The following is a 24289-nucleotide window of genomic DNA, read 5'->3' as shown; positions in this document are numbered from 1 at the left end:
TCAGACTGTCGAGGTACCATGGAGAGCGGGGAAGGAGGATCTCTGCATGGGAAACGTGAGCACCGACGTCTCGACCTCAGCGCTCGCGCGCGATGTCGACGACTTCCGTCGCGCCGACGCGCAGTTGAACCGCCGTCTCGCGGCTCGGCGCGAACCCAACGATACCGACCGCGCCGCGATGCACTTCATCAGCACCGCGCCCGTCGAGAAGCCCGTCACTCCCCGCGACCTGGCCACCTACCTCGGTATCAGCACGGCCGCCGTCACGAGCGTCGTCCGGCGGATGTCGGAGCGGGGACAGATCGTCGTCGCCCCGCACCCCCTGGATGCCCGGTCCAAAGTCCTCCGCCCGTCCCTGCGAGATCTGCACGGCCAGGGTGACGAGCTGGCGCAGCGTGTGGCCGCCGTCGAGGGCGAGTTCACGGCGGAGGAGGCGGCTGTGATCTCCCGCTTCCTGCGCCGCCTGACCGATGAGCTCGGCGATCTTCCCTGATCGATTTGATTTAACTAGTTAAACTAGTAAACTATCCTCGTCCAGGTTTTCTGCCACGAGGAGAAGAACATGGGAACCCTCACCTACGCGAACCTCGCCGAGCCGATCGAGATCGACGACGAGCTGCTCGCCCACCTTCGCGCCGCCACCGTCACCAAGCTGCGGCGCAACGAGCCGTTCGCGCTCACGGTGCAGACCGGCGCCGACCGCACCGAGACGCTGTGGATCCACGCGTCCATCCCGATCCGCTTCGTCGTCGAGACGTCGGTCACCCTGCAGCGACCGCTGCTGGCCCGTCTCATGCAGGCCGCGGGCTCGACCGGCGGACTCGACCTCACCGACCCCGAGCTCGCGCTCGATGCGGTATCGCGCGAACTGCAGGCGATGTCCGCCTGATAACGGAGGGGTGCAGACCTGCCTCACCGCCTCGGGATCCTCTTCAAGGGCTCTCGGATCCCGGGCGGTGACGGCTACGGCGAGAACGGAGCGGGGGCTCTCGATCGCCGACCGCGGCATCCGGCCGCCGGGATTCGGGTTCCCGGCAGCCGGATGCCGTTTCTTCGTCAGAGGGCGGTGTAGCCGCCGTCGACCAGGTGGTAGCTGCCGGTGATGAAGCTCGCGGCGTCGCTCGCGAGGAACACCACGAGGTTCGCGACCTCCTCCGCCTGGCCGAGACGCCCGATCGGGTGCTTCGACACGAGGAAGTCCTTCGCCTCGTCGCCCATGTTCGCCAGGAGCGGGGTGTCGATGAAGCCGGGGCCGACCGAGTTCACGCGGACGCCCTGCGCCGAGTACTCGAGGGCGGCGGTCTTCGTCATGCCGACGACGCCGTGCTTGGCGGTGACGTAGGCGGGGGAGCCTGCGAAGCCGACGCTGCCGAGGATCGAGGCGATGTTCACGACCGAGCCGCCGCCGTTGGCGAGGATCGACGGGATCTGCGCCTTCATGTTGCGGAACACGGCGTTGAGGTTGATGGCGATCACCTTGTCCCACGCGTCTTCCTCGTAGTCCGCGGTGGGCGCGGTGGCGCCGCCGATGCCGGCGTTGTTGACGCCGATGCGGAGCGGGGCGAGCGAGTTGGCGAGCTCGACCGACGAGGCGATCCAGGCCGGGTCCGTCGCGTCGCCGACCGACGCCTCCGCGGTGCCGCCGGCGGCGCGGATCTCCTCGACGACCGCGTTCGCGTGCTCCGCGTTCAGGTCGTTGACCACCACCGCCGCGCCGTTCTGCGCCAGCAGCAGGGCGACCGCGCGGCCGATGCCGCTGCCCGCTCCTGTCACGATCGCCGAGCGGTTCGAGACGTCGTACTGAGCCACTTTCGGGCTCCTTCCCGGGCGGGCGCGGTGCCGGGAGATCTTCTCGGACGGTCCGTCCTTCCCTCCAGCCTACGCCCGTAATACCGGTGTGGATTCATGTGAATGGAAATGCTCGGCCGCCTGGCTACGCTGTGGGAACCGTCTGTCCCGGGGAAAAACTCTTGACACGATCCGGGCCCAGGTCTAACGTACAACCAAATGGTTGCACAAACGGAGTTGAGCGAAGCGGAGGTCGACCGTGTGTTCCACGCACTGGCGACGTCGACCCGGCGGGACATCCTGCGCCGGACGATCGAGCGGGAGCAGTCCGTCTCGACCCTCGCCTCCGAGTACGAGATGTCGTTCGCCGCGGTCCAGAAGCACGTGGCCGTGCTCGAGGCGGCGAACCTCATCGTCAAGCGCGCCGAGGGACGCGAGCGGCTCGTCCGCGCGAACCCCGAGATGATCGCCCGCGCCAGGGCGCTCCTCGCCCGATACGAAGAGCTGTGGCGGTCGCGCATCGCCCGGCTCGACGATCTCCTGGCCGAGCCCTCCCCGCCCGCGCGGGAGCGACCGGCCTCCACCGACCCCACCAGCAGTCAACGCAACGAATCGCAAGGAGACTGACATGCCTGTCACGGACATCATCACGGATGCCGAGAACCTCACCATGACCGTCGTCGCCGACCTCGCCGCGCCCGTCGAGCGCGTCTGGGCCGCCTACACCGACCCGCAGCAGCTCGAGCGGTTCTGGGGCCCACCCGGCTGGCCGGCCACCTTCTCCCGGTGGGACCACACCGTCGGCGGCCGAGCCGTGTACACGATGAACGGCCCCCGCGGGGAGAAGGCCTCCGGCACGTGGGAGTTCCTGGAGATCGACGCGCCGCGCAGCTTCACGGTGCTCGACTCGTTCGCCGACGAGGACGGCACGCCGGACGCCAACCTCCCCTCCATGCGCATGACCTTCACGTTCGAGCCGACGGCCGAGGGCACACGCATGGTCAACACGAGCCACTTCACGTCTGCCGAGGCGCTCGAGCAGGTCGTCGCGATGGGTGCCGTTGAGGGCACCCGGATGGCCATGGCCCAGCTCGACGCCGTGTTGCAGGACCTCCGCGACTACGCGCAGGGCAAGGGCACCCGGGTGGAGCTGCTGGACGACACGCACGTGCGCATCACCCGGCTCGTCGACGGTCCGCGCGAGCTGGTGTGGCGCGCCCACTTCGAGCCCGAGCTCATCCGCCAGTGGATGCTCGGCCCGGACGGGTGGGAGATGACCGAGTGCGTGTCGGCGACCGAGGTCGGCCAGTCGTACCGGAACTCCTGGGCGCCCGTGGGCGACACGGAGGGTGAGCCGTTCGGATTCGAGGGGGAGGCGCTGCTGATCGACGCCCCGAAGCGCGCCGTGACCACCGAGCGGATGCAGGGTATGCCGACCGAGACGCTCAACGACCTCAACCTCTACGAGGAGGACGGCGCGACCCTCGTCACGGTGCTCATCGAGTATCCCGACAAGGAGACGCGGGACATGATCCTCGCCACCGGCATGGCCGACGGCATGGAGGCCTCGTTCGCGCGACTGGAGCGGGAGCTGCTGTCCGTCTGACACCCAGGCACGCGCGCCGGAACAGGCGGTTCTCGTCGAGAGCCGCCTGTTCCGGCGCTTCTGCCTGTGCGAAAGCGGGATAAAGTGGCGGCACGATGAGGATCACGCGCCGTACCCTGCTCCTCGGCGCCGGAGCCGGTGCCGTCTCGGTGCTTCTCGGCTCATGCACTCCGGAGCCGGAACCGACGCCGACCCCCACCCGCACGCGCGAGCCGGAGCCGCCGCCCGGCGTCCCCGCCCCGAGCGGGAGCGTCCGCAGCACCTGGACCACCGACCCCTTCGCCCGGGGCGCCGCGAGCTTCACCCCCGTGGGGGTGCTCGCCGCGACCCGTGCGGCGCTCGCGCAGCCCGTCGACGACCGGCTCTTCTTCGCCGGTGAGGCGACCGACGACGAGGCGCCGGGTACCGTCCGGGGAGCCCTGCGCTCGGGCCGCCGTGCCGCGCGGGAGCTCATCGTCGCCGCCGAGGACGGCGAGCGGGTGGCCGTGATCGGCGCCGGGATAGCCGGGGCGACCGCCGCCGCGCAGCTCGCGGAGAACGGCCTGCAGGTGACGGTGTTCGAAGCGCGCGACCGCGTCGGCGGCCGGATCCTCTCCCGCGCGGAGGACGACTGGCCGGTTCCGGTGCAGCTCGGCGCGTGGCTGTTCGGCGACGCCGACGCGGAGCTTCTCGAGACGATCGACGAGGGGGACATGGACCTCGTCGACCTCGACGGGGCGCGGTGGCGCTCGGCCGAGGGCGATGTCGACCCCGTGGACCCGCAGCCGGTGGAAGCCGCGGTGACCACGGCGCAGTCCGCCCCGCAGGACTCCTCGGTGGCGGACGCCCTCGCGGCAGCCGGCATCGACCCGGAGGATCCCGCGACCGCTGCGCTCCTGGCGCTCCTCGCCGCACGGACGGGCGCGGACGCCGCCGACCTGTCGAGCTGGTTCGCCCCGCCGCTCCCCGACGCGGCGCTGCAGGGAGTCGGCGACGACCTGACCCCGTTCATCGAGAGTGCCCTGGACGGGGTGAAGGTGGGCCTCAGCTCGCCGGTCACCCGCCTCGCGTGGGACGACACCGGGGTGAGCGTGCGCCTCGGCACCGGGGAAGCCCTCTCCTTCGACCGGGTGCTGCTGACGGTGCCGCTCGGGGTGCTGCAGGAGCAGGCCCTCGAGTTCGACCCGCCGCTGCCGTTCGACAACCGCGGCGCCGTGTCCGCGCTCGGCATGGGCGCCATCGAGACGGTGTGGCTGCGATGGGACGAGCCGTTCTGGGACGGTGACGAGGCGATCTGGCACGCGGTGGGCGACGACATCGCGATCCCCACGTGGATCAACCTCCGCCCCTCGACCGGCGAGAACGTGCTCGTCGGGATCGTGGGCGGTGCGGCGGCGCGGGACTTCGCGGAGCTCGGGGAGGCCGAGGCCGTCGAGGCGGCGCTCGCATCGCTGGCGCTCTACGCCTGAACCGTCTCGCGTGCGGCCTCGACCGGGGCGCGGTCCTCGGGAGGGGGCTCGGCAGGAGCGCGGTCCCACGGGTCCGGCAGGCGGCTGATGAGCACGAGCGCGGTCGCCACGGCGGCGAAGACGGCCAGCGCGATCGCGCAGGAGACGGTGAACTCGACGGGGCCGCTCACCTGCCGCGGGTCGAGGAAGTAGTACGGGTACCAGCCGATCAGTGGCCCGCGGATGAGCGTCGCGACGCCCCACAGCACCGGATAGGCGAGGGTCACCGGGATCACGCGCCACGGCACCGCCCGATGCCCCGGGGCCAGGGCCCAGGCCGCGACGGTCACCGCGGGCAGCCAGAAGTGCAGCACCTGATCCGACCACGGGACGTCGATGCGGATCCCCCGGACGCCGGCCTGCCAGACGAGGATCGCGAACACGAGTCCCGCCGTGATGGTCCAGGTGAGCACGAGGGCGAGCGCCACCGTGAGCCACCGCGGATCGCGGGCTCTGCGCAGCGCGAGGACTCCGGCCACGGTGAGGAGGACGACGAAGGCGATGTTCGACTGGTTCGTCAGGTACGCGAAGAAGTTCTGGCTCGCGATGGTGTTCGACGCGAGTCCCCACGCGAGGCGGTGGATCAGCGCGACGAGGCAGACGGCGGCGGCGGTGAGCCGGAGCAGGCCGAAGACGGTGCGCTTGTTCACCGTCGCCTCGTCCTTTCCGCCATCCGCCGAGTCTACGGAGCCGATCCGGGGGACGCCGCATCAGGCCGTCGCGCGGGTTCAGGCGCGGGCGGGTGTGGGGTCCTGTTCTCGCGGGAATGCCTGCTGTGGCGGAGGGGTCAGCGGCGCGAAGCGCGCGTCGACCACAGCGCCAGCGCGATGAGGGCCGGCTGGAAGAACAGACGCACGAAGCGCTTCATATCGGTGTCGAGTCCGAAGCCGTCCCGGTGATGCATCCACTGCGCCACGTTGCCCGGGAAGACCGCCGCGAAGAAGAGCGCGGCGACGGTGCCGACCGTGCGACGGCGGCGTCGGGCGAAGAGGAGAGCGGAGCCGAGCGCGACCTCCGCGACGCCGGACGCGAGCACCGTGGTGTCGGGATCGAGCGGCAACGATTCCGGCACCTGCGCCTGGAACTCCTCGCGGGCGAACGTGAGGTGGGAGACGCCGGCGAACACGAGCGAGACGCCGAGGAAGATCCGGCCGATGGTGCGGGGAGTCGACATGCTGCGAGTGTACTCCTCGCGGTCTCCGTCAGATCAGGCGGCGGAGTGCTTCTTCGAGGGTGATGCCCTGCGCGTCGGCGCGGTCCCGGAGGCGGGCGTGCTCGTCGGGGGACAGCGGGAGCTGGAGCACGATGGGATCGTCTTGCGCGAGGTCGAGTCCGTCGAGGAGGTCGGAGGTCTCGGCCCACAGCGGCGCGGCGAACTCCGCCTCGGCGACGGGCGTCGTGGTGCGGGATGAGGGTGCCGTGGAGGAGGAGGCCGGGGCTTCCGTAGCGGCAGCGGCGACCGGGGCGGAGGCGGCGACGGCGGCTCCGGCGTCGGTCGCGCGGGTGAACCCGGGGCCTCGACGTGGCTCCTGCTTCTGCTGGTAGGCCTTGGCGGCGGCGTTCGCGCGCTCGTCGGCGGCTTCGTTCAGCGGGTGCCCGGCGTGGCCCTTGACCCAGGAGAACTCGACGTCGCGACCGCGCAGCGCCTCGTCGATCCCCTCGAGGAGGTCGCGGTTCAGCACGGGCCCGCCGTCGGACTTCCGCCACCCGCGGCGCTTCCAGCCGGGCATCCACTTCGTCACGGAGTCGATCACGTAGCGGCTGTCACACTCGATCAGCAGCTTCTCGTCGGTGCCGGCCGTCGCCCGGAGCAGTTCGAGGACGGCGCGGAGCTCGCCCTGGTTGTTCGTGCCGTGCGGGGAGCCGCCGGCCGCCCAGTTCGCGTCGTCGATGTACCAGGCCCAGCCGTTCGGGCCGGGGTTGCCCAGGGCGGAGCCGTCTGCGGCGGCGGTGATGGTCATCCGTCCACCGTATCGCTGGCCGCGGACGCACTTTCGCGCCGCGGTCGCACGGATTCCCGCGGAACCTGCGACGGGAGTGCGAAACAGCGACGCCGCGCGGGTGTCAGTCCTCGGGGGCGGGTGGGGCGACGGGGAACACGATGGAGCTCACCGAGGACGAGGTGTCGAGGCCGAGGGTCAGCGGGTCGAGCGCCGGCGCGGCGTCGAGCGTGTCTGCGGCCGAGGTCTCGAGAGGTTCAGAGGGGAGTCCCCACTGCTTCTCTTCTTCCTCCGGTCGCTGCTGGAAGAGTCCCATGTGTCCATTGTCACCCCCGGGCGGCGCGGGGTCGCAGTTTCCCACCGAGGTCGCAGGGATCCGGCGGCATCCTGCGACGGGAGCGCGAATCTCCGACCGCGGCTCACTCCGAGCGCGCCGCCTCCCGCACCGCATCGATGAGGGTGCGCCACGGACCGTCCACGGCGGAGTCGGGCAGCTCCCGCTCCCGGCGCTCGGACGGGGTGCGGGCGCGGATGCTCCAGACGAACCGATCGGCCCCGGGCTCCGTGTCGACGTCGTCGTCCCAGGGGCAGCTGTCGATGAGGCCGATCCATTCCTCGGCGTCCGGCGGCTCGGCCTCCACACGCCACTGGCGACGGATGCCGGCGAGACCTCCCGAGCGCACGACGGCGATGACGACGGGGGCGTCAGGCGGCGTCGGGTCCTCGGTCACCCTCATAGACTCCCACGGTCGTCCACGCGCGTCGAGCGGCGGCGACCGTCTCCTGATCGACCGTGGCTGCCGCGGCGACCGTGGCGTCGGCGAACTCGGTGAAGTTCGCGGTGCTCGACAGCCCGCCGGTGAGTGCCCGGTACCAGACTGTTCCGGCGCGCTCCCAGGCGTTGCCGCCGAGGTCGAGGGCGAAGAGGGCGAAGGCGCGGTTCGGGATGCCGGAGTTGATGTGCACGCCCCCGTTGTCCTCGGTGGTGCGTACGAATCCGCTCATGTGGTCGGGCTGCGGGTCTTTCCCGAGTTCATCGTCGTCATAGGCCGTGCCCGGCGCGATCATGGAGCGGAGAGCTGAGCCCTCCACCGCATCCGTGAAGATCTCCGCCCCGATGAGCCAGCTCGCCTGGTCGGCGGACTGACCCAGGGCGTACTGCTCGGTGAGGGCGCCGAACACGTCGGCCACGGACTCGTTGAGTGCGCCCGGCTGCCCCTGATACTCCAGGTTCGCCGTGTGCTGCACGACACCGTGGGCGAGCTCATGTCCGATCACGGTGAGCGAGCCCGTGAAGTGCTGGAACACCTCGCCGTCGCCGTCGCCGAACACCATGCGCTCGCCGTCCCAGAAGGCGTTGTCGTAGTCGACGCCGTAGTGGACGGTCGCGTCGAGAGGAGCACCGGCGTCGTCGAGCGAGTTACGGCCGAACGCGGAGAGCAGCATCTCGAACGTCGCGCCCAGGCCGTCGAAGGCCTCGTTGACCGCGGTGTCGGCGACGGGCTCATCGTCTTCCGTGCGGACCACGGCCCCCGGGAGCTGCTGTGTGTTGCCGGCGTCGCTGATCGTGCGGTTCGGCGCATCCGAGAGCTGCGCGACGAGGTCGCCGTTCTCGTCGATGGAGAGGTCGATGCGGGCGCGGAACGGCGGGCGCCCCGCGGTGAGCGTCTGCCGGGCGGCGGCGGCGGCCTTCGGGAACCGACCCGACTCCGCCAGGCGGGCGAGCAGGTAGGAGGGGACGACGCCGGGATGCGGGGAGGATTCTGCGCTGCTCATGCGTCGACCCTACGCCGGGGCGCGGACACAGCAGGAGACCCGCCGCCGTTCTGCGATGAGGGCGGGAGCGATGCCGGTGGTGGCCGAGCGCGTATTAGTCGGCGGATTCGCCGCGGGAGGCGCCCGGTCGGCGTCGTGCCCCGATGACGAGCAGCACGATTCCCAGCAACGCCAGCAGGATGTTCACACCGAGGTACACGGCGCCGTCGGCGCCGCCCGCCCGGACGACCGACAAGGATGCGACCGTCCCGACGACGGCCAGAGCGAGGCACACGAAACCGATGATCCTCAGCATGCCGGCCCTCCTCATCGCATCCCTCCGTCCGGACACAGCGTAGCCGCGAGGCGCCCGGCACCCCACACAGCAGGAGACCCCCAGGACGGTCGCGTAAAATCGGCCTAATGACCGACGCGCCCGACGCCACCCCCGACCTGGGCCCCGGCATCGACCCCGACGACCTCGCCACGACGCTGCGCGTCCTCGCCGAGCTGCACACGATCGACAACGAGCACCCCGACTTCGTGGCCGTGCGCCACGCGACCGCGGCCATGTTCAAGGCGGTCAAGCGCGTGCGGCGCAAGGAGATCCGGGATGCGATCGCCGAGGCGGACAAGGCCGTCGTCGCCCGCACCGCCACCGGCGCCCCCGACCGCATCGACGACGAGACGCGCGGGCACGACCTCGCGTCCCGTGTGATCGACGCCCCCATCGCCGGCGAGCTGCTCAAGCCGCGCAACTGCTACATCTGCAAGCAGCCGTACACGCTCGTCGACGCGTTCTACCACCAGCTCTGCCCGGACTGCGCCCGCTTCAGCCACGGCAAGCGCACCGCCCGCACCGACCTCACCGGAAAGCGCGCGCTGCTCACCGGCGGCCGCGCGAAGATCGGCATGCACATCGCGCTGCGCCTCCTCCGCGACGGCGCGCACACCACGATCACCACCCGGTTCCCGCGTGACGCCGTGCGGCGGTTCTCGGCCCTCCCGGATGCGGGCGACTGGCTGCACCGGCTGCGCGTGGTCGGCATCGACCTCCGCGACCCCGCCCAGGTGATCGGGCTCGCCGACTCGGTCGCCGCGCAGGGCCCGCTCGACATCCTCATCAACAACGCCGCACAGACGGTCCGCCGCTCACCGGGGGCGTACTCGCTGCTCGCCGACGCGGAGCTCCAGCCGCTGCCGGACGGCCCGCTGCCGGAGATGGAGACCTTCGGGCACACCGTCGACCCGCACCCGCAGGCGCTGCAGGCCTCGGTCGACGCGCATCCGCTGCTGTCGGTCGCGGCGCTCGGCGGCACGGTCGCGGAGCAGGGGGGACAGGCCCTTACGGCCGAAGACCTCGCGAGGCTCGCGATGGCCCCCGGCTCCTCCTCGCTCGAGAAGCACGCGGATGGCACGGCGATCGATGCGGGCGGCCTCGTGCCGGACGTGAACCGCGTCAACAGCTGGGTGCAGTCGGTGGATCAGGTCGACCCGCTGGAGATGCTCGAGGTGCAGCTCGCCAACACGACCGCGCCGTTCCTGCTCATCAGCAGGCTGCGGGCGTCGATGGCCGCGTCGTCGTCGCGCCGGAAGTACGTCGTGAACGTCTCCGCGATGGAGGGGCAGTTCTCCCGGCGCTACAAGGGCCCCGGCCACCCGCACACGAACATGGCGAAGGCCGCGCTCAACATGCTGACCCGCACGAGCGCGGGGGAGATGTTGGAGAAGGACGGCATCCTCATGACCGCCGTCGACACCGGCTGGATCACCGACGAGCGCCCGCACTACACGAAGGTGCGCCTCGCGGAGGAGGGCTTCCATGCCCCGCTCGACCTGGTCGACGGCGCCGCCCGCGTGTACGACCCCATCGTGCGCGGCGAGGCCGGCGAGGACATCCACGGCGTCTTCCTCAAGGACTACGAGCCCAGCCCCTGGTGACGCCCGTTCGAATCGCCTGAATGGTTCCATCCGGAGCCGAAATAGGGCCAATCGGGCGATTCGAAAGCCGTCAGCCGGGGTAGGGGTGAGGGAACCAGACCGTCACGATGAGGCCTCCGCCGGTGCGGGGTGTGAGCACGAGGGTGCCGCCGTGGGTCTGCGTGATGCGCTGCACGATCGCGAGGCCGAGACCCACCCCGGCGTGCTCCGGCCCGCGCGTGCGCTCGGTGCCGCGCTGGAAGGGCTCGACGAGCGTCGCGACCTGGGAGGCGTGCAGCTCCGCACCGGTGTTCTCCACGACGAGGGCCACCGCGTGCGGAAGGGAATGCGTGCGCACCGCGACGGAGCCGCCGCCGTCGCTGCGGTTGTGGACGATCGCGTTGGCGACGAGGTTCATGACGAGCTGCGGCAGCAGGGCGGAGGAGCCCAGCACGGTCGCCGGCACGCCGGACACCTCGACCTCGACCCCGCGGCGGTCGGCGAGCGGGAGGAGAGCCTCGACGGACTCCTCGGCCAGGAGCGACAGGTCGACGAGCGTCCGTGGGAAGGTGCGCTGATCCGCCCTGCTCAGCAGCAGCAGCGCCTCGGTGAGGTCGATCGCGCGCGTGTTGACCTCGTGGAGCCGGTCGATCAGGGCGTCGACGTCGCGGTCGGGATCGGTGCGGGCCACGTCGAGGAGCGTCTGCGAGATGGCCAAGGGCGTCCGCAGCTCGTGCGAGGCGTTCGCGGCGAAGCGCTGCTGCTCGGCGACGTGTGCCTCGAGCTGCTCGAGCATCGTGTCGAAGACGTCGGCGAGGTCGCGGAACTCGTCGCTCGGGCCCTCCATGCGGATCCGGTGCGAGAGGGAGCCCTGCGCCGCGAGCCGTGCGGCGTCGCCGATGCGGTCGAGCGGCGCCAGCATCCGTCCGGCGAGCAGCCACCCGCCGCCGAGGCCGATCGCGAGCAGCGCGACCATCACCATCGCCGCGACCGGCACGAACGCCCGGATCAGATCCGAGCGGTTGGGGACGAAGAAATCGACGACGGGGATCTGCACATCCGGGACGTACCGCAGGAGGTAGAGCGCCACGGCCCCGAGCAGCAGGAGGCCGGACACGACGACGATGCCCGCGTAGCTCAGCGTCAGCTTGAGGCGGACGCTCAGCCCCCGTCGCCTACGCATCCGCGTCGGCTCCGATCCGGTAGCCGACGCCGGGCACCGTGAGGATCAGCCACGGCTCGCCGAGGCGCTTGCGCAGCGAGGAGACGGTGATGCGGACGGCGTTCGTGAACGGGTCGGCGTTCTCGTCCCACGCCCGCTCCAGCAGCTCCTCGGCGCTGACCACCCCGCCCTCGGCGTCGACGAGCACCTCCAGCACGGCGAACTGCTTGCGGGTGAGGGCGACGTACCGGCCGTCGCGGTAGACCTCGCGGCGGAACGGGTCGAGGCGCAGCCCGGCGATCTCCAGCACCGGTGGCCGCGCGCGCTGTCGGCGGCGGTCGAGGGCACGCAGCCGCAGCACCAGCTCCCGCAGCTCGAACGGCTTGGTGAGGTAGTCGTCGGCGCCGAGCTCGAACCCGGAGGCCTTGTCGTCGAGGCGGTCGGCGGCCGTGAGCATGAGGATGGGGATGCCGCTGCCCGAGGCGACAATCCACCGCGCGATGTCGTCGCCGGACGGGCCCGGCACGTCGCGGTCGAGGATCGCGATGTCGTACGCGTTGATGCCCAGGAGTTCGAGCGCGGTGTCTCCGTCGCCGGCGATGTCGGCCGCGATCGCCTCCAGTCGCAGCCCGTCGCGGACGGCCTCGGCGAGGTAGGGCTCGTCCTCGACGATCAGCACACGCATGGCAGTGATCCTACGCAGTGCGGCATATCGCCGGTGTATGGAAAAGGCCATACGCCGTGGCAACCGCGTGCTCTCTTCACTGGAAGCATGAACGACCTCCGCACCCCCCGAGCCGTCCGTGCCCGGCGCCGTCGGCGGATCGCCACCACGGCGTCCGTGCTGGCGCTCGCCGTGGTCGGCGCCGTCGCCGTGCAGCAGTCGCTGTCGGCCGCGTTCGCCGAGACCGCCCCGCACGTCGCCGGCCCCGCCCCTTCCTCCTATCCGCACCCGCCGACCGGATCGGTGCTCGCCCCGAGCGAGGCCGACGGCGTGATCCGCGACGGCGATCAGCCCACGGTGTTCGACGTCGACAGGGTCGCCGTCGGCAATCTCGACCCCGCCCTGCTCGACGCCCTCCAGCGCGCCGCCTCCGATGCGGAGGCCGACGGGGTGACGTTCCTCGTGAACAGCGGATGGCGTTCGGCGGCCCTGCAGGAGCAGCTGCTTCGCGACGCGATCGACGACTACGGCTCGCAAGAGGAGGCGCGCCGCTGGGTGGCGACCGCGGAGACCTCGGCGCACGTCTCCGGCGACGCCGTCGACCTCGGTCCCCTGCCCACTCTCGACTGGCTCACACAGCGCGGATGGCGCTACGGCCTCTGCCAGACCTACGGCAACGAATCCTGGCACTACGAGCTGCGACCGGAGGCCGTCGAGAACGGCTGCCCCGCACAGTACGCCGACCCCACCGAAGACCCGAGGATGCAGCGATGACGGCCGTGCTCGCGGCGGGGATGACCCTGTCCCGCCTCCACGCACCGACACTGTCCACCCTCCCGGACGCCGTGACCGAGAACCTCCGCCGTGTGCGGGAGGCCGCCGCGGTACCCGTCATGGCCGTGGTCAAGGCCGACGCGTACGGCCATGGAATAGTGGCCGTGGCGACCGCCGCCGTGGCCGCGGGGGCCGAGTGGCTCGGGGTCACCGACGTCGCCGAGGGGGTCGTGCTGCGCGAGGCCGGACTGCGCGTGCCCATCCTCGCCTGGCTGCACCCCGCGGGCATCGACGCGCCGCTCGCGGCCGCCGCCGGGGTCGACGTGGCTGTGGGCTCCGTCGAGGAGCTTCGTCAGCTCGCGGCCGATGCCACAGCTTCCGTGCGGGTGCATCTGCATCTCGACACCGGGATGGCGCGCGGAGGGTGTCCCGTGGAGGACTGGGATGCGCTGCTGCGCACGGCGCGGGCGGCCCGTGGCCGGATCGAGGTCGTCGGGGTGATGGGACACCTCCCGCACGCCGACAGCGCGGATCCGCGGGCGAATGCGGCCGCGGTGCTGCGGATGCGCCAGGGGAGGGACGCGGTCCTGCGCGCCGGCTTCGGACCGCTGCTCGTGCATCTCGCGGCGACCTCGGGCGCCCTGACCGATCCGGCGACGCACTTCGACATGGTGCGGGTGGGGGCCGCCCTCGTGGGGATCGACCCGTCCGAGACCGTCTCTCTGGTCGGGGCCTCGCGTTTCACCGCGCCCGTGGTGCACAGCGCCGCCGTGCCGGCCGGCACGGTCGTGGGCTACGGCGGGACGCACACGACGGCGGCGGCCACGCACCTGAGCGTGGTGGGCGTCGGATACGCCGACGGCATCCCGCGGGAGATCGCGTCGGGCGCGGGGGTGGAGATCGGAGGCGAACGGCATCCGATCGTCGGCCGGGTGTCGATGGATCAGATCGTCGTCGACACCGGGGGGAGGGCGTTCCCCCGGGGAGCGGTCGCGACGGTGTTCGGGCCGGACGGCGGCGCGGTGCCGTCGGTGCAGGAGTGGGCGCGGTGGGCGGGCACCATCCCGCACACCATCGTCACGGGCATCGGCCCGCGGGTGGAGAGGAGCGTGGCATGACGATGAAGGTCCTGGTCATCGGAGGGGGACAGAATCCCGAGCACGAGGTGTCGCTCGCCTCGGCGGCAGCGGTCGCCGCGGCGCTGCGGTTGGGGGGACACACCGTCACGACCGTGACGATCGACCGCGACGGCGTGTGGCGGGCCGACGGCATCCCGCCCGGCGTGAGTCCGGCGGCGTCGTTGCAGCAGGCCCTGCCGCTGCTCGCGGCGAGCGACGTCGTGTTCCCTGCGGTGCACGGTGCGCTCGGGGAGGACGGCGCCCTCGCGGCGTTGTGTGCGCTCGCCGGGGTGCCGGCCGTCGGCTCCGCGCTGGGGGCGGGGGCGATCGGCATGGACAAATGGGCCACGAAGCTCGTGGCCCAGGCCGTCGGGCTGCGCACCGCCCGAGGGCGGCTGGTCGCCGCGGAGGACATCGGCGACGTGGAGTTCGAGGGCGCCGTCGTGGTCAAGCCGGTCACGGCCGGCTCGAGCCACGGCGTGAGCCTGGTGACGGAGGAGGGCGACCTGCTCACGGCGCTGCGGGGGGCGGCGCGTTTCGACCGGCGGATCCTGGTCGAGGAGGTCGTGCACGCGCGGGAGATCGACGTCGCCGTGCTGCGGGAGAAGGGCGGGGTGCGGTGGGCCGCCCCGCCCCTGGAGATCCACGCGCCCGGGCTCTTCGACACCGCGACGAAGTACGACGGCACGGCCCGCTTCACGGTTCCCGCGCAGCTCGATGCGGCCGCCACGACAGCGCTCAAACGCGCCGCGATCGCGATGTTCGACGCGCTGGGGTGCGACGGGGTCGCCCGCATGGACTTCTTCCTCACGGACGAAGGTCCGGTGCTCAACGAGGTCAACACGATGCCCGGGCTGACCGCCGCCTCCCAGGTGCCGCGGATGTTCGCGGCGGCCGGGGTGGACTACGTCGACCTCGTGGACCGGCTCGTCCGAGCGGCCGTGTGAGAAGGGGTCGACATCTGTGAGGGAGAGGCGGATGCTGGGGGCATGGCAGCCTTCACAGCGGAGAACGCGTTCAGCGGTTTCAGCGTCGACGACATCGACGCGGCGAGAGAGTTCTACGGCACGACCCTCGGGCTCGACGTCGAGGTCAACGCGATGGGGTTCCTCGATCTGCGCCTCCCCCGCGGCGGGTCGGTCCTCGTCTACGCGAAGCCGAACCACACCCCGGCGAGCTTCACGATCCTGAACTTTCCGGTGGCGGACGTCGATGCCGCCGTCGAGGAGCTCAACGAGCGCGGGGTGCAGACCAAGATCTACGGCGACGACGAGTTCCCGTCGGACTCCCGCGGCATCGTCAGGGGGAACGGGCAGGGCCCCGACATCGCGTGGTTCCGCGACCCGGCGGGCAACGTGCTCGCCGTCATGCAGGCCTGACGGGGCCCGCCTCGCTCACAGCCGGTCGACCGCCGTCACCGTGACGACCGCCTCGCCCGCCTCGTCGGACGCGGCGAGATCGACGGTGGCGCTGATGCCCCAGTCGTGGTCGCCGGCGGGGTCGTCGATGATCTGCCGTGCCGTCCAGGCGGTCGGGCCCTCGGTGAGCAGCAGCATCCGGGAACTCCGGGCGTCCGGGCCGATGCCGATGTCGTCGTGCTCGGCGAAGTACGCGTCCAGCGCGTCCGACCAGGCGGCGGCGCCGAACGACGGGTCGAGCTCGGCCAGCGCGTCCACGTCCTCGCGGGCGGCGAGCTGCACCCGCCGGAAGAGCTCGTTGCGGACGAGCGTGCGGAAGGCGCGGGTGTTGCTCGTGAGGCGCTTCGGTGCGGGCGGGACGATCGGCTCGTCGGTCTCGCTGCGGGCGGCGGTCCCGGCGGTCAGCTCGCTCCACTCGTCGAGCAGGCTGGAGTCGATCTGGCGCACGAGCTCGCCGAGCCAGGCGATGAGGTCGTGGAGGTCCTCGTCCTTCCGATCCTCGGGGATCGTCTGGGAGGCGGCGCGATACGCGTCCGACAGGTACCGCAGGACGACGCCCTCGGAGCGGGCGATCTTGTAGAACGCGACGTACTCGCCGAACGACATGGCCCGCTCGTACATGTCGCGGACGACGGACTTCGGGTGCAGCGCGAAGTCCCGGATCCATGGCTGCGCCGCGCTGAAGGTCTCGAAGGCCGCATCGAGGAGCTCCTCCAGCGGCTTCGGGTAGGTGATCGCCTCGAGGAGCTCCATCCGCTCGTCGTACTCGATGCCCTCGCGCTTCATCGCGGCGACCGCCTCGCCCCGTGCGAGGAACTCCTGCTGGCTGAGCACGGCACGCGGATCGTCGAGCGTCGCCTCGACGATCGAGATCATGTCGAGCGCGTACGACCCCGTCCCCACCCCCTGATCCCCCGAGCCCGCCTGGGTCCCTGAGTCTGTCGAAGTCTGGGTCCCTGAGCCTGTCGAAGGCTGGGTCCCTGAGCCTGTCGAAGGCTGGGTCCCTGAGCCTGTCGAAGTCTGGGTCCCTGAGCCTGTCGAAGTCTGGGTCCCTGAGCCTGTCGAAGGCTGGGTCCCTGAGCCTGTCGAAGGGTCCAGCAGATCGAACGCCGCGAGGGCGAACGGCGACAGCGGCTGGTTGAGCGCGAAGTTCGGCTGCAGGTCGACGGTGAGCCGGACGCCCTTCGGCTCTCCGGGCACGCCCGTGTCGAACGTCTCCACGACGCCCGATTCCCGGAGCGTGCGGAAGATCGCGAGGGCGCGGAGCGCGAGCGCGCGCTGACGGGCGCGCGGCTCGTGGTTGTCGAAGACGAGCCGGCGGACGTTGGCGAACACATCCCCGCCCCGGGCGATCACGTTGAGCAGCATCGCGCTGGTGATCTGCATGTGCGAGGTCAGGGTCTCCGGCGTCGCGTCGATGAGCTTCCGGAACGACGGCTCGCCCCACGACACGAAGCCGTCGGGGGCCTTCTTGCGGATGATCTTCCGCTTCTTCTTCGGGTCGTCGCCGGCCTTGCGGATCGCGGCGAGGTTCTCGGTCTCGTGCTCCGGGGCCTGGGCGACGACGGTACCAGCGGTGTCATAGCCCGCGCGTCCGGCCCGGCCCGCGATCTGGTGGAACTCCCGCGCGTTGAGCTGGCGCATCCGCGTGCCGTCGAACTTCGTCAGCGCGGTGAGCAGCACGGTCCGGATGGGGACGTTGATGCCCACGCCCAGGGTGTCGGTGCCGCAGATGACCCGGAGGAGACCGCGCTGGGCGAGCTGTTCCACGAGTCGGCGGTACTTGGGCAGCATGCCGGCGTGGTGCACGCCGATGCCGGCCCGGAGGAAGCGGGAGAGCGTCTTGCCGAACGCCGTCGTGAAGCGGAAGCCGCCGATGAGGGCGGCGATCTCGTCGCGCTGCTCACGCGTGGCGACCTTCGTGCTCGACAGCGCCTGCGCCCGCTCCATGGCCGCCGCCTGCGAGAAGTGCACGATGTAGATCGGTGCCTGCCCCGTGTTGAGCAGGTCGTCGATGGTCTCGTGGATGGGCGTCGTCTCGTAGAAGAAGTGCAGGGGGACCGGGCGCTCGACCCCCGTGACCGAGGCGGTCTCCCGTCCGGTGCGGCGCGTCAGGTCGGCGGCGAGGGTGGTGACGTCGCCGAGGGTGGCCGACATCAGCACGAACTGCGCCTGCGGGAGCTCGAGGAGCGGCACCTGCCAGGCCCAGCCGCGGTCGGGGTCACCGTAGAAGTGGAACTCGTCCATGACGACGAGGCCGACGTCGGCGGCGTCGCCCTGGCGCAGGGCCAGGTTCGCGAGGATCTCCGCGGTGCAGCAGATGATGGGGGCGTCCGCGTTCACGGCGGAGTCTCCCGTGACCATCCCCACGTTCTCGGCGCCGAACACCTCTGCCAGCGCGAAGAACTTCTCGCTCACGAGGGCCTTGATCGGTGCCGTGTAGTAGCTGCGGCTTCCGCCGACCATCGCCGCGAAGTGGGCGCCGACCGCGACGAGCGACTTCCCGGTGCCCGTCGGCGTGGACAGGATGACGTTCGCACCCGAGACGATCTCGATGAGCGCCTCGTCCTGCGCGGGATAGAGGCGGATGCCGGTCGACTCCGCCCACTCCACGAAGGTCAGGTACACCGCATCGGCGTCCGCCGCGTCGGGAACGAGCGAGGGTTCGAGCCGCGGCGTGGGATTCATGGTGCTTCGATCATCCCATCTGCGTCATGTCGCCGATCCCGTGACCCCGAGCGCGGTGAGCAGCTCGTACGCCGTGGAGCGCGCGTGCACGATCACGGTCCCGAGCTGCGACGACGACGCCGACACCGACAGCAGGAGCTGGCCGTAGGGCGCGAGGATGAAGCTGAGCAGCGCCATCTGGTTCTCGCCGATGGACAGCGACACGATGGCCGACAGCGTCGGCTCCGTCCCTCCCGCGATGATCTCGGCCTCGGCCCGCGCGACCCCGAACAGCGAGCCGTTCATCGCCGCGAGCTGCTCGCCGCCGTCGGGGTCGACGCCGAGGGAGGCGATGTGGAGGCCGTCCGCAGTGCCTAGGACCGCGGTCGTCAGCTCCGGGAAGCGCTCCTCCAACTGCTGCAGACGGGTCTGGGCCGACGGGCCGACGATCCGCGACCACAGCGCCCAGTTGCCGGCGACGTCGGGGTGCATGCGGGACGGATCGGGCGTCGCGGCGGCGTCCTGCCGCCCGGCGGGTCCGGTCATGGCTTCTCCTCCGGAAGATCGAGAGCGGCACCGGCGACGCGCATCACGCTGTCGCGGTCGCGCGCGTCGGCCGCGAGCACACGCGAGGCCGGGATGCCGTGTCGCGCGAGCACGGGGGCGAGGGCGCGGCGGATGTCGCCGATCGCTCGTGCGGCGGTGTGGCTGACGGCGATCGCGACGCGATGCTCCTCGCCCGCGAACACGCCGAGCCACTCCTCGGCGTCGGCGACGAGGGTGTCGCGGTCGCCGCGCAGCCAGAGCAGCACCCGGGTGCCAGGGATCGAGACGCGCTGTCGCGCCGAGGCGAACCGCTGCTGTCCCGGGATGCCGATGAGCGCGATGGAGACCTCCGGCGTCGGCCGCCACGTCCCGTAGTCGAGCCCGACGGTCGTCGTGGTCTTGCCGTCACCACTCGCGAGCGACATCGGCACGTCGGTGTCCACCGGCGGGACGTCGCTCAGGGCGCGGACCGCGGTCGTCTTGCCCGCGCCCACCGGTCCGGCGAAGATCACCCGGTACCGCTGGGGCAGGTCGGTCCGTCGCCGACGCGGGCGCCTCATCGTCCGCCCCACGCGACCGCTCTTCCGCTGTCGCCCTCTCCCGAGGCCGCTCCCCACGGCCCCATGGATCACGCGCCGAGGGCGGCGACCCGGCGGTTCACCGAGGAGCGCAGCAGGGCGAGGTTCGTGGCCTGGCGATCGGCGGCCAGGTAGATGAACAGGTCGTCGTCGAGCATCTTGAGCAGGTGCAGCTGCGTGTTCAGCGTCAGCAGCATGTCCTCGAGCTCGCCCTCGATGCCGAGGGCGTCGATCGTGCGCTTCTTGTTCTTCACGATCTCGCTGTTGAACGCGCTCGCGACCTCGAGGTCGAAATCCGGGCGGACGGAGCTCGAGGCGAGCGGCAGCCCCGATTCGAGGTCGACGATCGACGCCCCGATGAATCCGTTGATGTCGCGTTCGATGTCCGCCAGCAGCGCGTTGAGCTGATCTTGCGTGGCCATGGTTCTCCCCAGTCGTCTCCGTCGCGCGCAGCAGCGACCGCCCTGTGCGGTCGTCCCCAGCGCCGCGCGACCTGTGAAGTGTATAACGTTACTCGGGGAGCGGGCCAGTCTCAGACCGAGGTCGCCGCACGGAGGGCGATGCGGACCATGTCGCTGAACGTCTGCTCGCGCTCCTGGGCCGTGGTCTCCTCACCCGTGACGATGTGGTCGCTGACCGTGCAGATCGCGAGGGCGCGGCGCCCGTGGAAGGCGGCGAGCGTGTAGAGCCCTGCCGCCTCCATCTCGACGCCGAGGATGCCGTGCTGCACGAAGGGGGCGGTGAGCTCCGGACGGGTGCTGTAGAACTGATCGCTCGAGAACAGCGGCCCCACGTGAACCGTGGATGAGAGGGGCTCCGTCTCGCTCGCCTCCACCGCCGCGCGCAGCAGGGCGAAGTCGGCGAGCGGAGCGTAGTCGAGGCCGTGGAAGCGCACGCGGTTGATGCCGGAGTCGGTGCTCGCGCCGTTCGCGATGATGATGTCGCGCACCGCGAGCCTCTCGGTCAGCGCGCCGCAGGATCCCACGCGGACGATCGTCTGCACGTCGTACTCGGTGAACAGCTCCGTCGCGTAGATCGCCATCGACGGCTGCCCCATGCCCGAGCCCTGGACGGAGACCCGATGCCCCTCCCAGGTGCCGGTGAAGCCCAGCATCCCTCGCGTCTCGGAGTACAGCTCGGCGTCGTCGAGGAAGGTCTCGGCGATCCACCTCGCCCGCAGCGGGTCGCCGGGGAACAGCACGATGGGGGCGATCTGACCGGGTTCCGCGGCGATGTGGGTGCTCATCCGCTCAGCGTACTCAGCCCTCGCGACGGCGGACGATCTCCCCGATCCAGAGGGGCGCGAAGGGTGAGGTGCAGCCAGGGGCCGTGGGGTAGTCGGCCAGGACCTGGAGCCGCTCGCCGATGTCCACCGCCCGTGCACGCAGGTCCGGATGGAAGATGCCGATGTTCGCGAGGGTCTCGTTCATCGCCCACTGCAGGCGCGGCGGGGCCTGCTGCAGGTCGCGCTCGATGAGGTCGAGCAGGTGCGGCAGGTCGAGGCCGTCGGCGTCCTTCGTCACCCGGACCGTCGTGAGCGACCACGCGGCCGCGGCGACGGTGGGATCGGCATCGTCGAACCAGCGCCGGCGCAGCTCCTCGGCGAGGGGTGACTTCTTGAGCACGTAGTTCACGAACCAGTCGTTCACCTTGGGCGGACGGGTCTCGCGCAGCATCGTGTCGAGCTCGTCGGCGGTGAAGTCGGCCGGGCGGCACACGAGCAGGGCCAGGAGCCGGGCGGACGTCTCGCCCGTCGCCCACAGTTCGCGCGCGAGGGCCTGATCGGTCTTGATGCGCTTCGCGAGGGCGCGCATCCGGCTCAGATTGATGCCGTGGTCGTCGCCGCGCTTCTCGTTCGCCGCGCGCTGCTTGGGGTCTTCCAGCGCCGCGAGCTCCGCCAGCGCCTCCTCCACTGTCATCCCGCCAGGGTAACCCCCGTCGACCCACCCCTTTCGGTGCGTCCCGGCCCGTTGCGGACGCACTTACGGGGCCGGGTGGCGCGGAAGGGGGTGGATCGGAGGGAGGTCAGTCCTCGTCGAGGAGTTCGCCGCGGATACGACGGAGGTCTTCCATGAGGGAGCCGATGAGGATCCAGTGCTGCGAGGACGGCGGACGGATCACGAGCGGAGCCGTCAGGGCCGGGATGGCGGAGGTCAGCGGCTCGGGCTCCGCGGAGGGAGCCGTGGTCTGCACCGCGAGGCGCACATCGTGTCCGGCGCGGCGGAGCTGCTCGGCGATCGCGGCGACCGCGGGCTCTTCCCCGAGCCGGTCGTCGTAGTGATCGAAGTAGGCGCGGGTCATGCCGATGGTCTGCGTGACGATGGGCGAGAGCCGGTCGAGCAGCGCCTTCAGCTCCTGCAGGTCGGCGCGATGGGTCGAACGCCGCGGATTCAGCGTGAGCGACTCCTCCCCGGCGGCGATGGCGGTGGCCGCGGCATCCTTCATGGGCCGCAGCAGCCGCACCTCGACCATGAGCTCCTGCAGCCGCGCCGGCGTCTGCGGGGCGGGCAGGGCGTCCGCCAGGCGGTCGAGGCTCGCGGCGAGCTCCCGCCCGAGCAAGCCCACGTTCCGTCGGGCCGGCTCGACGAGCACCGGGGGCACGATCAGCGCGTTCACGACGATGCCGATCACCACCCCGATCAGGGTCTCCACGATCCGGGCGACCGCGTACTCCGGGCTCGACGACCCGAGCGCCAGCACGAGCATCGCCGAGATCGCGACCTGGTTGCCGGTGCCGGGGGATGCCCGGAAGATCCACGCGACGAGCATCGCGACGACGATCGCCAGCAGCACGATCCAGCTCGGCGAGCCGAGGAGCAGGCCGAGACCGACCGCGATGACGACCCCGACGATCACGCCGATGCTGCGCTCGAGCGCCTTCGACAGCGACTGGTTGACGCTGGGCTGCACGACCAGGAGCGCGGCGATCGCGGCGAACACCGGCAGCTGCCCGGGGAAGACCCAGCCCGCGATCAGCCACGCGGCGATGGTCGCCGCGGCCGACTTCACCACCTGCAGCAGGGGGGAGCGCTGGGAGGCGCGGATCGCGGCGGGGATGCGCATGACCTCCACGGTAGTCGCGCCGATGTCAACCCCATCGCCCTTCTCGCGCCCAGCAGGCTGAATGGAGGCACACGAACGACGAACAAGTGAGGAGCATCCCCATGGTGCAGATCATCGAGACCATCGACGTCGACGTTCCCGTCCGCACGGCGTACAACCAGTGGACGCAGTTCGAGAGCTTCCCGAAGTTCCTCGACGAGGTCGTCTCCATCACGCAGATCGACGAGACCCACACGCACTGGAAGGTGAACGTGGGGGGCGCGGAGCGTGAGTTCGACGCCGAGATCACCGAGCAGCACCCGGATGAGCGCGTCGCGTGGAACAGCGTCGGCGGCGAGACCGAGCACGCGGGCGTCGTGACGTTCCACAAGCTCGACGACAACACCACGCGGGTGACCGTCCAGCTCGACTGGGCGCCGGAGGGGCTGCTGGAGAAGGTCGGTGCGCTGGTCGGCGCGGGATCCCACGCGGTGAAGAAGGACCTGAAGAACTTCAAGGAGTTCATAGAGGGCCGCGGCGTCGAGACCGGCGCCTGGCGCGGTGACGTGGACGCCTGACGCATCCTCTTCGAGGCCCGGGACCCGTACGGTCCCGGGCCTCGTCGCGTCCGCAGGCGTGCGGACGTCGGACGGGCGTGCTTGCATGGGCGCATGGACACGACGGAGCGTCTCCGGGGCGAAGCTCGAGCCGTGCTGGCGACCGTGATCTGCTTCGTCGGTGGAGGTCTCGCCGGGGCGCTGCTCCTCGCCGGTCCGCCGCGGCCCCTGACCGGTGAGGGAGGTCTGGCGGTGCCCGCCGCGGGAGTCGCCGGCGGCATCGCGGCTCTGGCCTTCGTCATCAGCACGCACCTGCACCGTCGGAGGGAGGCGGCGGGGATGCCACCTTGGCAGCGGACCGTGTCGCACCTCTCGGCTGCCGCCCTCACCGTGGCGTTCGGGGCCGTGACGGCGATGGGCGTGCTGCTCACCGCGGAGGTGCTCGCGGCGGGCCTGCGCGGTCTCGCGCTCGGAGCGATCGGCGGCGGGCTGCTCACGGGGGTCGCGGCGGCGGTCGGCGGACGACTCGCGTTCGGTGCGGGGATCGGTCTCCGGACCGCTGACCTCGCCGGACTCCTGTTCGGGTTCCTCGTGATCGGCACGCTGTTCGCGATGGTGACCGCCGTCGACCCTCGGTGGTGGGAGGAGAACTTCTCGCAGCTCGGGGTGGGCTGGGCGTTCAACGGCACCCTCGTCGTGGCCGGGCTGCTGGTCGCCACCGTCGGCGCGTACATCGGACGCGACCTGCATCGGCTGCTCGGCGACGACGCGCTGTCCCGGATCGCGACCGTGGTGGTGCTGTGGGCCGGGGCCGGACTCGCGCTCGCCGCGGTGGGTCTCGTCCCGCTCTCCCGGGCGCCCGTGCCGCACGACATCGCCGCCGTCGCGGCGCTGCTCCTGTTCCTCGGGGCGGCCGGGGTGACGACCGCCGCCGTCCCCGGGCGGCCCCTGGCCCTCGTCGTGACCTCCGTCGCTGTGGGGATGCTCGTGATCGCGGCGGTGCTGCTGTGGTGGCCCATCGGCTTCTTCCCGGTGACCGCGGTGGAGGCGGTGGTGGTGGGGCTCGGGCTGCTGTGGATGACGACGCTCGTGCGGGTGCTGGCGATCCTCGCGCCGGAGGAGGCGCGTCCCTCCGCGCGGCCCTCGCTCTGGCAGGGCAGGCAGTCGCGCGAGCTCAGGCAGGTGCGTGCGCCAAGCGCCTGACGTGGCGCGGAGGCCTGCGTCGGCGTGGGGCGTCGGGAGGGAAAGGGTGCGGAAAATAGGGCAT

Annotated in this window: 29 protein-coding genes; 12 read left to right on the top strand and 17 right to left on the bottom strand. The window is 71.3% G+C overall.

Translation table 11 applies throughout. The features are described from left to right. Positions 1 to 46 precede the first annotated feature (46 nt). Positions 47 to 493 carry a MarR family winged helix-turn-helix transcriptional regulator gene (locus KVS71_RS00880; protein WP_105949093.1) on the top strand — a complete coding sequence of 149 codons (447 nt, stop codon included), beginning with the start codon at positions 47 to 49 and terminating at the stop codon, positions 491 to 493. Between the two features lie 69 nt (positions 494 to 562). Further along, positions 563 to 889, top strand: a complete 327-nt coding sequence (locus tag KVS71_RS00875; RefSeq protein WP_217582900.1) for a hypothetical protein — start codon at positions 563 to 565, stop codon at positions 887 to 889. A 167-nt stretch (positions 890 to 1056) separates the two neighbouring features. Here the strand turns inward: KVS71_RS00875 and KVS71_RS00870 are convergent, their stop codons facing one another. Further along, a complete protein-coding gene (locus tag KVS71_RS00870) occupies positions 1057 to 1809 on the bottom strand; it encodes an SDR family NAD(P)-dependent oxidoreductase (RefSeq protein WP_062633228.1) in 753 nt (250 codons plus the stop codon). A 198-nt stretch (positions 1810 to 2007) separates the two neighbouring features. Between KVS71_RS00870 and KVS71_RS00865 the strand changes: the two genes are divergently transcribed. From KVS71_RS00865 to KVS71_RS00855, 3 genes are all read left to right on the top strand, one after another. Continuing rightward, positions 2008 to 2415, top strand: coding sequence for a helix-turn-helix transcriptional regulator (locus tag KVS71_RS00865; protein ID WP_217582898.1), 408 nt, complete (start codon positions 2008 to 2010; stop codon positions 2413 to 2415). A 1-nt stretch (position 2416) separates the two neighbouring features. Then, the gene (locus tag KVS71_RS00860) at positions 2417 to 3394 is read left to right on the top strand and encodes an SRPBCC family protein (RefSeq protein ID WP_217582896.1); all 978 of its coding nucleotides are present in this window, start codon (positions 2417 to 2419) and stop codon (positions 3392 to 3394) included. 95 nt (positions 3395 to 3489) lie between these two features. After that, on the top strand, positions 3490 to 4842 hold the full coding sequence (locus tag KVS71_RS00855; protein WP_217582893.1) for an FAD-dependent oxidoreductase: 1353 nt from the start codon (positions 3490 to 3492) through the stop codon (positions 4840 to 4842). Here KVS71_RS00855 and KVS71_RS00850 read toward each other — a convergent pair. From KVS71_RS00850 to KVS71_RS00820, 7 genes are all read right to left on the bottom strand, one after another. Beyond that, on the bottom strand, positions 4833 to 5531 hold the full coding sequence (locus KVS71_RS00850; protein WP_231919563.1) for a Pr6Pr family membrane protein: 699 nt from the start codon (positions 5529 to 5531) through the stop codon (positions 4833 to 4835). The two genes, KVS71_RS00855 and KVS71_RS00850, sit on opposite strands and share 10 nt — an antisense overlap. 137 nt (positions 5532 to 5668) lie before the next feature. Continuing rightward, positions 5669 to 6055: a DoxX family membrane protein gene (locus tag KVS71_RS00845; protein ID WP_217582891.1), complete on the bottom strand. Its 387-nt coding sequence runs from the start codon at positions 6053 to 6055 to the stop codon at positions 5669 to 5671. Positions 6056 to 6083: 28 nt separating this feature from the next. After that, on the bottom strand, positions 6084 to 6842 hold the full coding sequence (locus KVS71_RS00840; RefSeq protein WP_217582889.1) for a ribonuclease H: 759 nt from the start codon (positions 6840 to 6842) through the stop codon (positions 6084 to 6086). Positions 6843 to 6945: 103 nt separating this feature from the next. Further along, entirely contained in the window at positions 6946 to 7137 is a 192-nt protein-coding gene (locus KVS71_RS00835) for a hypothetical protein (protein WP_217582888.1), read from the bottom strand. A 103-nt stretch (positions 7138 to 7240) separates the two neighbouring features. After that, positions 7241 to 7552, bottom strand: coding sequence for a protealysin inhibitor emfourin (locus tag KVS71_RS00830; RefSeq protein WP_217582886.1), 312 nt, complete (start codon positions 7550 to 7552; stop codon positions 7241 to 7243). Then, positions 7527 to 8597 (bottom strand): M4 family metallopeptidase, encoded by a 1071-nt coding sequence (locus KVS71_RS00825; RefSeq protein WP_217582883.1) that lies wholly within the window; start codon positions 8595 to 8597, stop codon positions 7527 to 7529. Before KVS71_RS00825 ends, KVS71_RS00830 begins: the two co-directional genes overlap by 26 nt. Positions 8598 to 8691: 94 nt before the next feature. Next, positions 8692 to 8892 carry a hypothetical protein gene (locus KVS71_RS00820; RefSeq protein ID WP_217582880.1) on the bottom strand — a complete coding sequence of 67 codons (201 nt, stop codon included), beginning with the start codon at positions 8890 to 8892 and terminating at the stop codon, positions 8692 to 8694. Between the two features lie 107 nt (positions 8893 to 8999). Here KVS71_RS00820 and KVS71_RS00815 point away from each other — a divergent pair, with 107 nt between their 5' ends. Beyond that, complete coding sequence (locus tag KVS71_RS00815; RefSeq protein WP_025104046.1) at positions 9000 to 10517, top strand: SDR family oxidoreductase; 1518 nt, start codon at positions 9000 to 9002, stop codon at positions 10515 to 10517. A gap of 70 nt (positions 10518 to 10587) precedes the next feature. Here KVS71_RS00815 and KVS71_RS00810 read toward each other — a convergent pair whose 3' ends face one another. Next, complete coding sequence (locus KVS71_RS00810; protein WP_217582878.1) at positions 10588 to 11679, bottom strand: HAMP domain-containing sensor histidine kinase; 1092 nt, start codon at positions 11677 to 11679, stop codon at positions 10588 to 10590. Next, positions 11672 to 12343, bottom strand: coding sequence for a response regulator transcription factor (locus KVS71_RS00805; RefSeq protein ID WP_060923034.1), 672 nt, complete (start codon positions 12341 to 12343; stop codon positions 11672 to 11674). Before KVS71_RS00805 ends, KVS71_RS00810 begins: the two co-directional genes overlap by 8 nt. A gap of 87 nt (positions 12344 to 12430) precedes the next feature. Between KVS71_RS00805 and KVS71_RS00800 the strand changes: the two genes are divergently transcribed. Genes KVS71_RS00800 through KVS71_RS00785 form a run of 4 tightly spaced genes read left to right on the top strand, consistent with a single transcriptional unit; the run spans position 12431 to position 15593 of the window. Continuing rightward, positions 12431 to 13096 carry a M15 family metallopeptidase gene (locus KVS71_RS00800; RefSeq protein ID WP_060923035.1) on the top strand — a complete coding sequence of 222 codons (666 nt, stop codon included), beginning with the start codon at positions 12431 to 12433 and terminating at the stop codon, positions 13094 to 13096. After that, complete coding sequence (gene alr, locus KVS71_RS00795) at positions 13093 to 14214, top strand: alanine racemase (protein ID WP_217582877.1); 1122 nt, start codon at positions 13093 to 13095, stop codon at positions 14212 to 14214. Before KVS71_RS00800 ends, alr begins: the two co-directional genes overlap by 4 nt. Continuing rightward, positions 14211 to 15161, top strand: coding sequence for a D-alanine--D-alanine ligase (locus tag KVS71_RS00790; protein WP_105949101.1), 951 nt, complete (start codon positions 14211 to 14213; stop codon positions 15159 to 15161). The genes alr and KVS71_RS00790 overlap by 4 nt, the downstream gene beginning before the upstream one ends. Positions 15162 to 15203: 42 nt before the next feature. Then, entirely contained in the window at positions 15204 to 15593 is a 390-nt protein-coding gene (locus tag KVS71_RS00785; protein ID WP_025104040.1) for a VOC family protein, read from the top strand. A 15-nt stretch (positions 15594 to 15608) separates the two neighbouring features. Here the strand turns inward: KVS71_RS00785 and KVS71_RS00780 are convergent, their stop codons facing one another. The 7 genes from KVS71_RS00780 to KVS71_RS00750 all read right to left on the bottom strand — a co-directional run bounded on the left by KVS71_RS00780 (position 15609) and on the right by KVS71_RS00750 (position 22486). Next, positions 15609 to 18320, bottom strand: coding sequence for a DEAD/DEAH box helicase (locus KVS71_RS00780; RefSeq protein WP_217582875.1), 2712 nt, complete (start codon positions 18318 to 18320; stop codon positions 15609 to 15611). A gap of 24 nt (positions 18321 to 18344) precedes the next feature. Continuing rightward, positions 18345 to 18845 (bottom strand): hypothetical protein, encoded by a 501-nt coding sequence (locus KVS71_RS00775; RefSeq protein WP_060923396.1) that lies wholly within the window; start codon positions 18843 to 18845, stop codon positions 18345 to 18347. Beyond that, a complete protein-coding gene (locus KVS71_RS00770; protein WP_060923397.1) occupies positions 18842 to 19405 on the bottom strand; it encodes an ATP/GTP-binding protein in 564 nt (187 codons plus the stop codon). Before KVS71_RS00770 ends, KVS71_RS00775 begins: the two co-directional genes overlap by 4 nt. Positions 19406 to 19473: 68 nt before the next feature. Next, the gene (locus KVS71_RS00765; RefSeq protein ID WP_025104036.1) at positions 19474 to 19845 is read right to left on the bottom strand and encodes a hypothetical protein; all 372 of its coding nucleotides are present in this window, start codon (positions 19843 to 19845) and stop codon (positions 19474 to 19476) included. A 110-nt stretch (positions 19846 to 19955) separates the two neighbouring features. Continuing rightward, a complete protein-coding gene (deoD, locus tag KVS71_RS00760; protein WP_217582873.1) occupies positions 19956 to 20669 on the bottom strand; it encodes a purine-nucleoside phosphorylase in 714 nt (237 codons plus the stop codon). A 13-nt stretch (positions 20670 to 20682) separates the two neighbouring features. After that, on the bottom strand, positions 20683 to 21342 hold the full coding sequence (locus KVS71_RS00755) for a DNA alkylation repair protein (RefSeq protein ID WP_105949106.1): 660 nt from the start codon (positions 21340 to 21342) through the stop codon (positions 20683 to 20685). 106 nt (positions 21343 to 21448) lie between these two features. After that, positions 21449 to 22486 carry an aromatic acid exporter family protein gene (locus KVS71_RS00750; protein ID WP_060923400.1) on the bottom strand — a complete coding sequence of 346 codons (1038 nt, stop codon included), beginning with the start codon at positions 22484 to 22486 and terminating at the stop codon, positions 21449 to 21451. Between the two features lie 101 nt (positions 22487 to 22587). On the opposite strand from KVS71_RS00750, the gene KVS71_RS00745 reads away from it, so the two are divergent. Together KVS71_RS00745 and KVS71_RS00740 are read left to right on the top strand one after the other, a co-directional pair. Further along, a complete protein-coding gene (locus KVS71_RS00745; RefSeq protein WP_025104032.1) occupies positions 22588 to 23043 on the top strand; it encodes an SRPBCC family protein in 456 nt (151 codons plus the stop codon). Between the two features lie 93 nt (positions 23044 to 23136). Further along, the gene (locus tag KVS71_RS00740; RefSeq protein ID WP_217582872.1) at positions 23137 to 24225 is read left to right on the top strand and encodes a DUF998 domain-containing protein; all 1089 of its coding nucleotides are present in this window, start codon (positions 23137 to 23139) and stop codon (positions 24223 to 24225) included. The last annotated feature ends 64 nt before the right edge of the window (positions 24226 to 24289 follow it).

This window comes from Microbacterium sp. GbtcB4 (genome assembly GCF_019091465.1).
Taxonomy (GTDB): Bacteria; Actinomycetota; Actinomycetes; order Actinomycetales; family Microbacteriaceae; genus Microbacterium; species Microbacterium paraoxydans.
The sequence above is the reverse complement of the archived record's forward strand: the minus strand, read 5'-3'. Positions and strand labels throughout refer to the sequence as shown.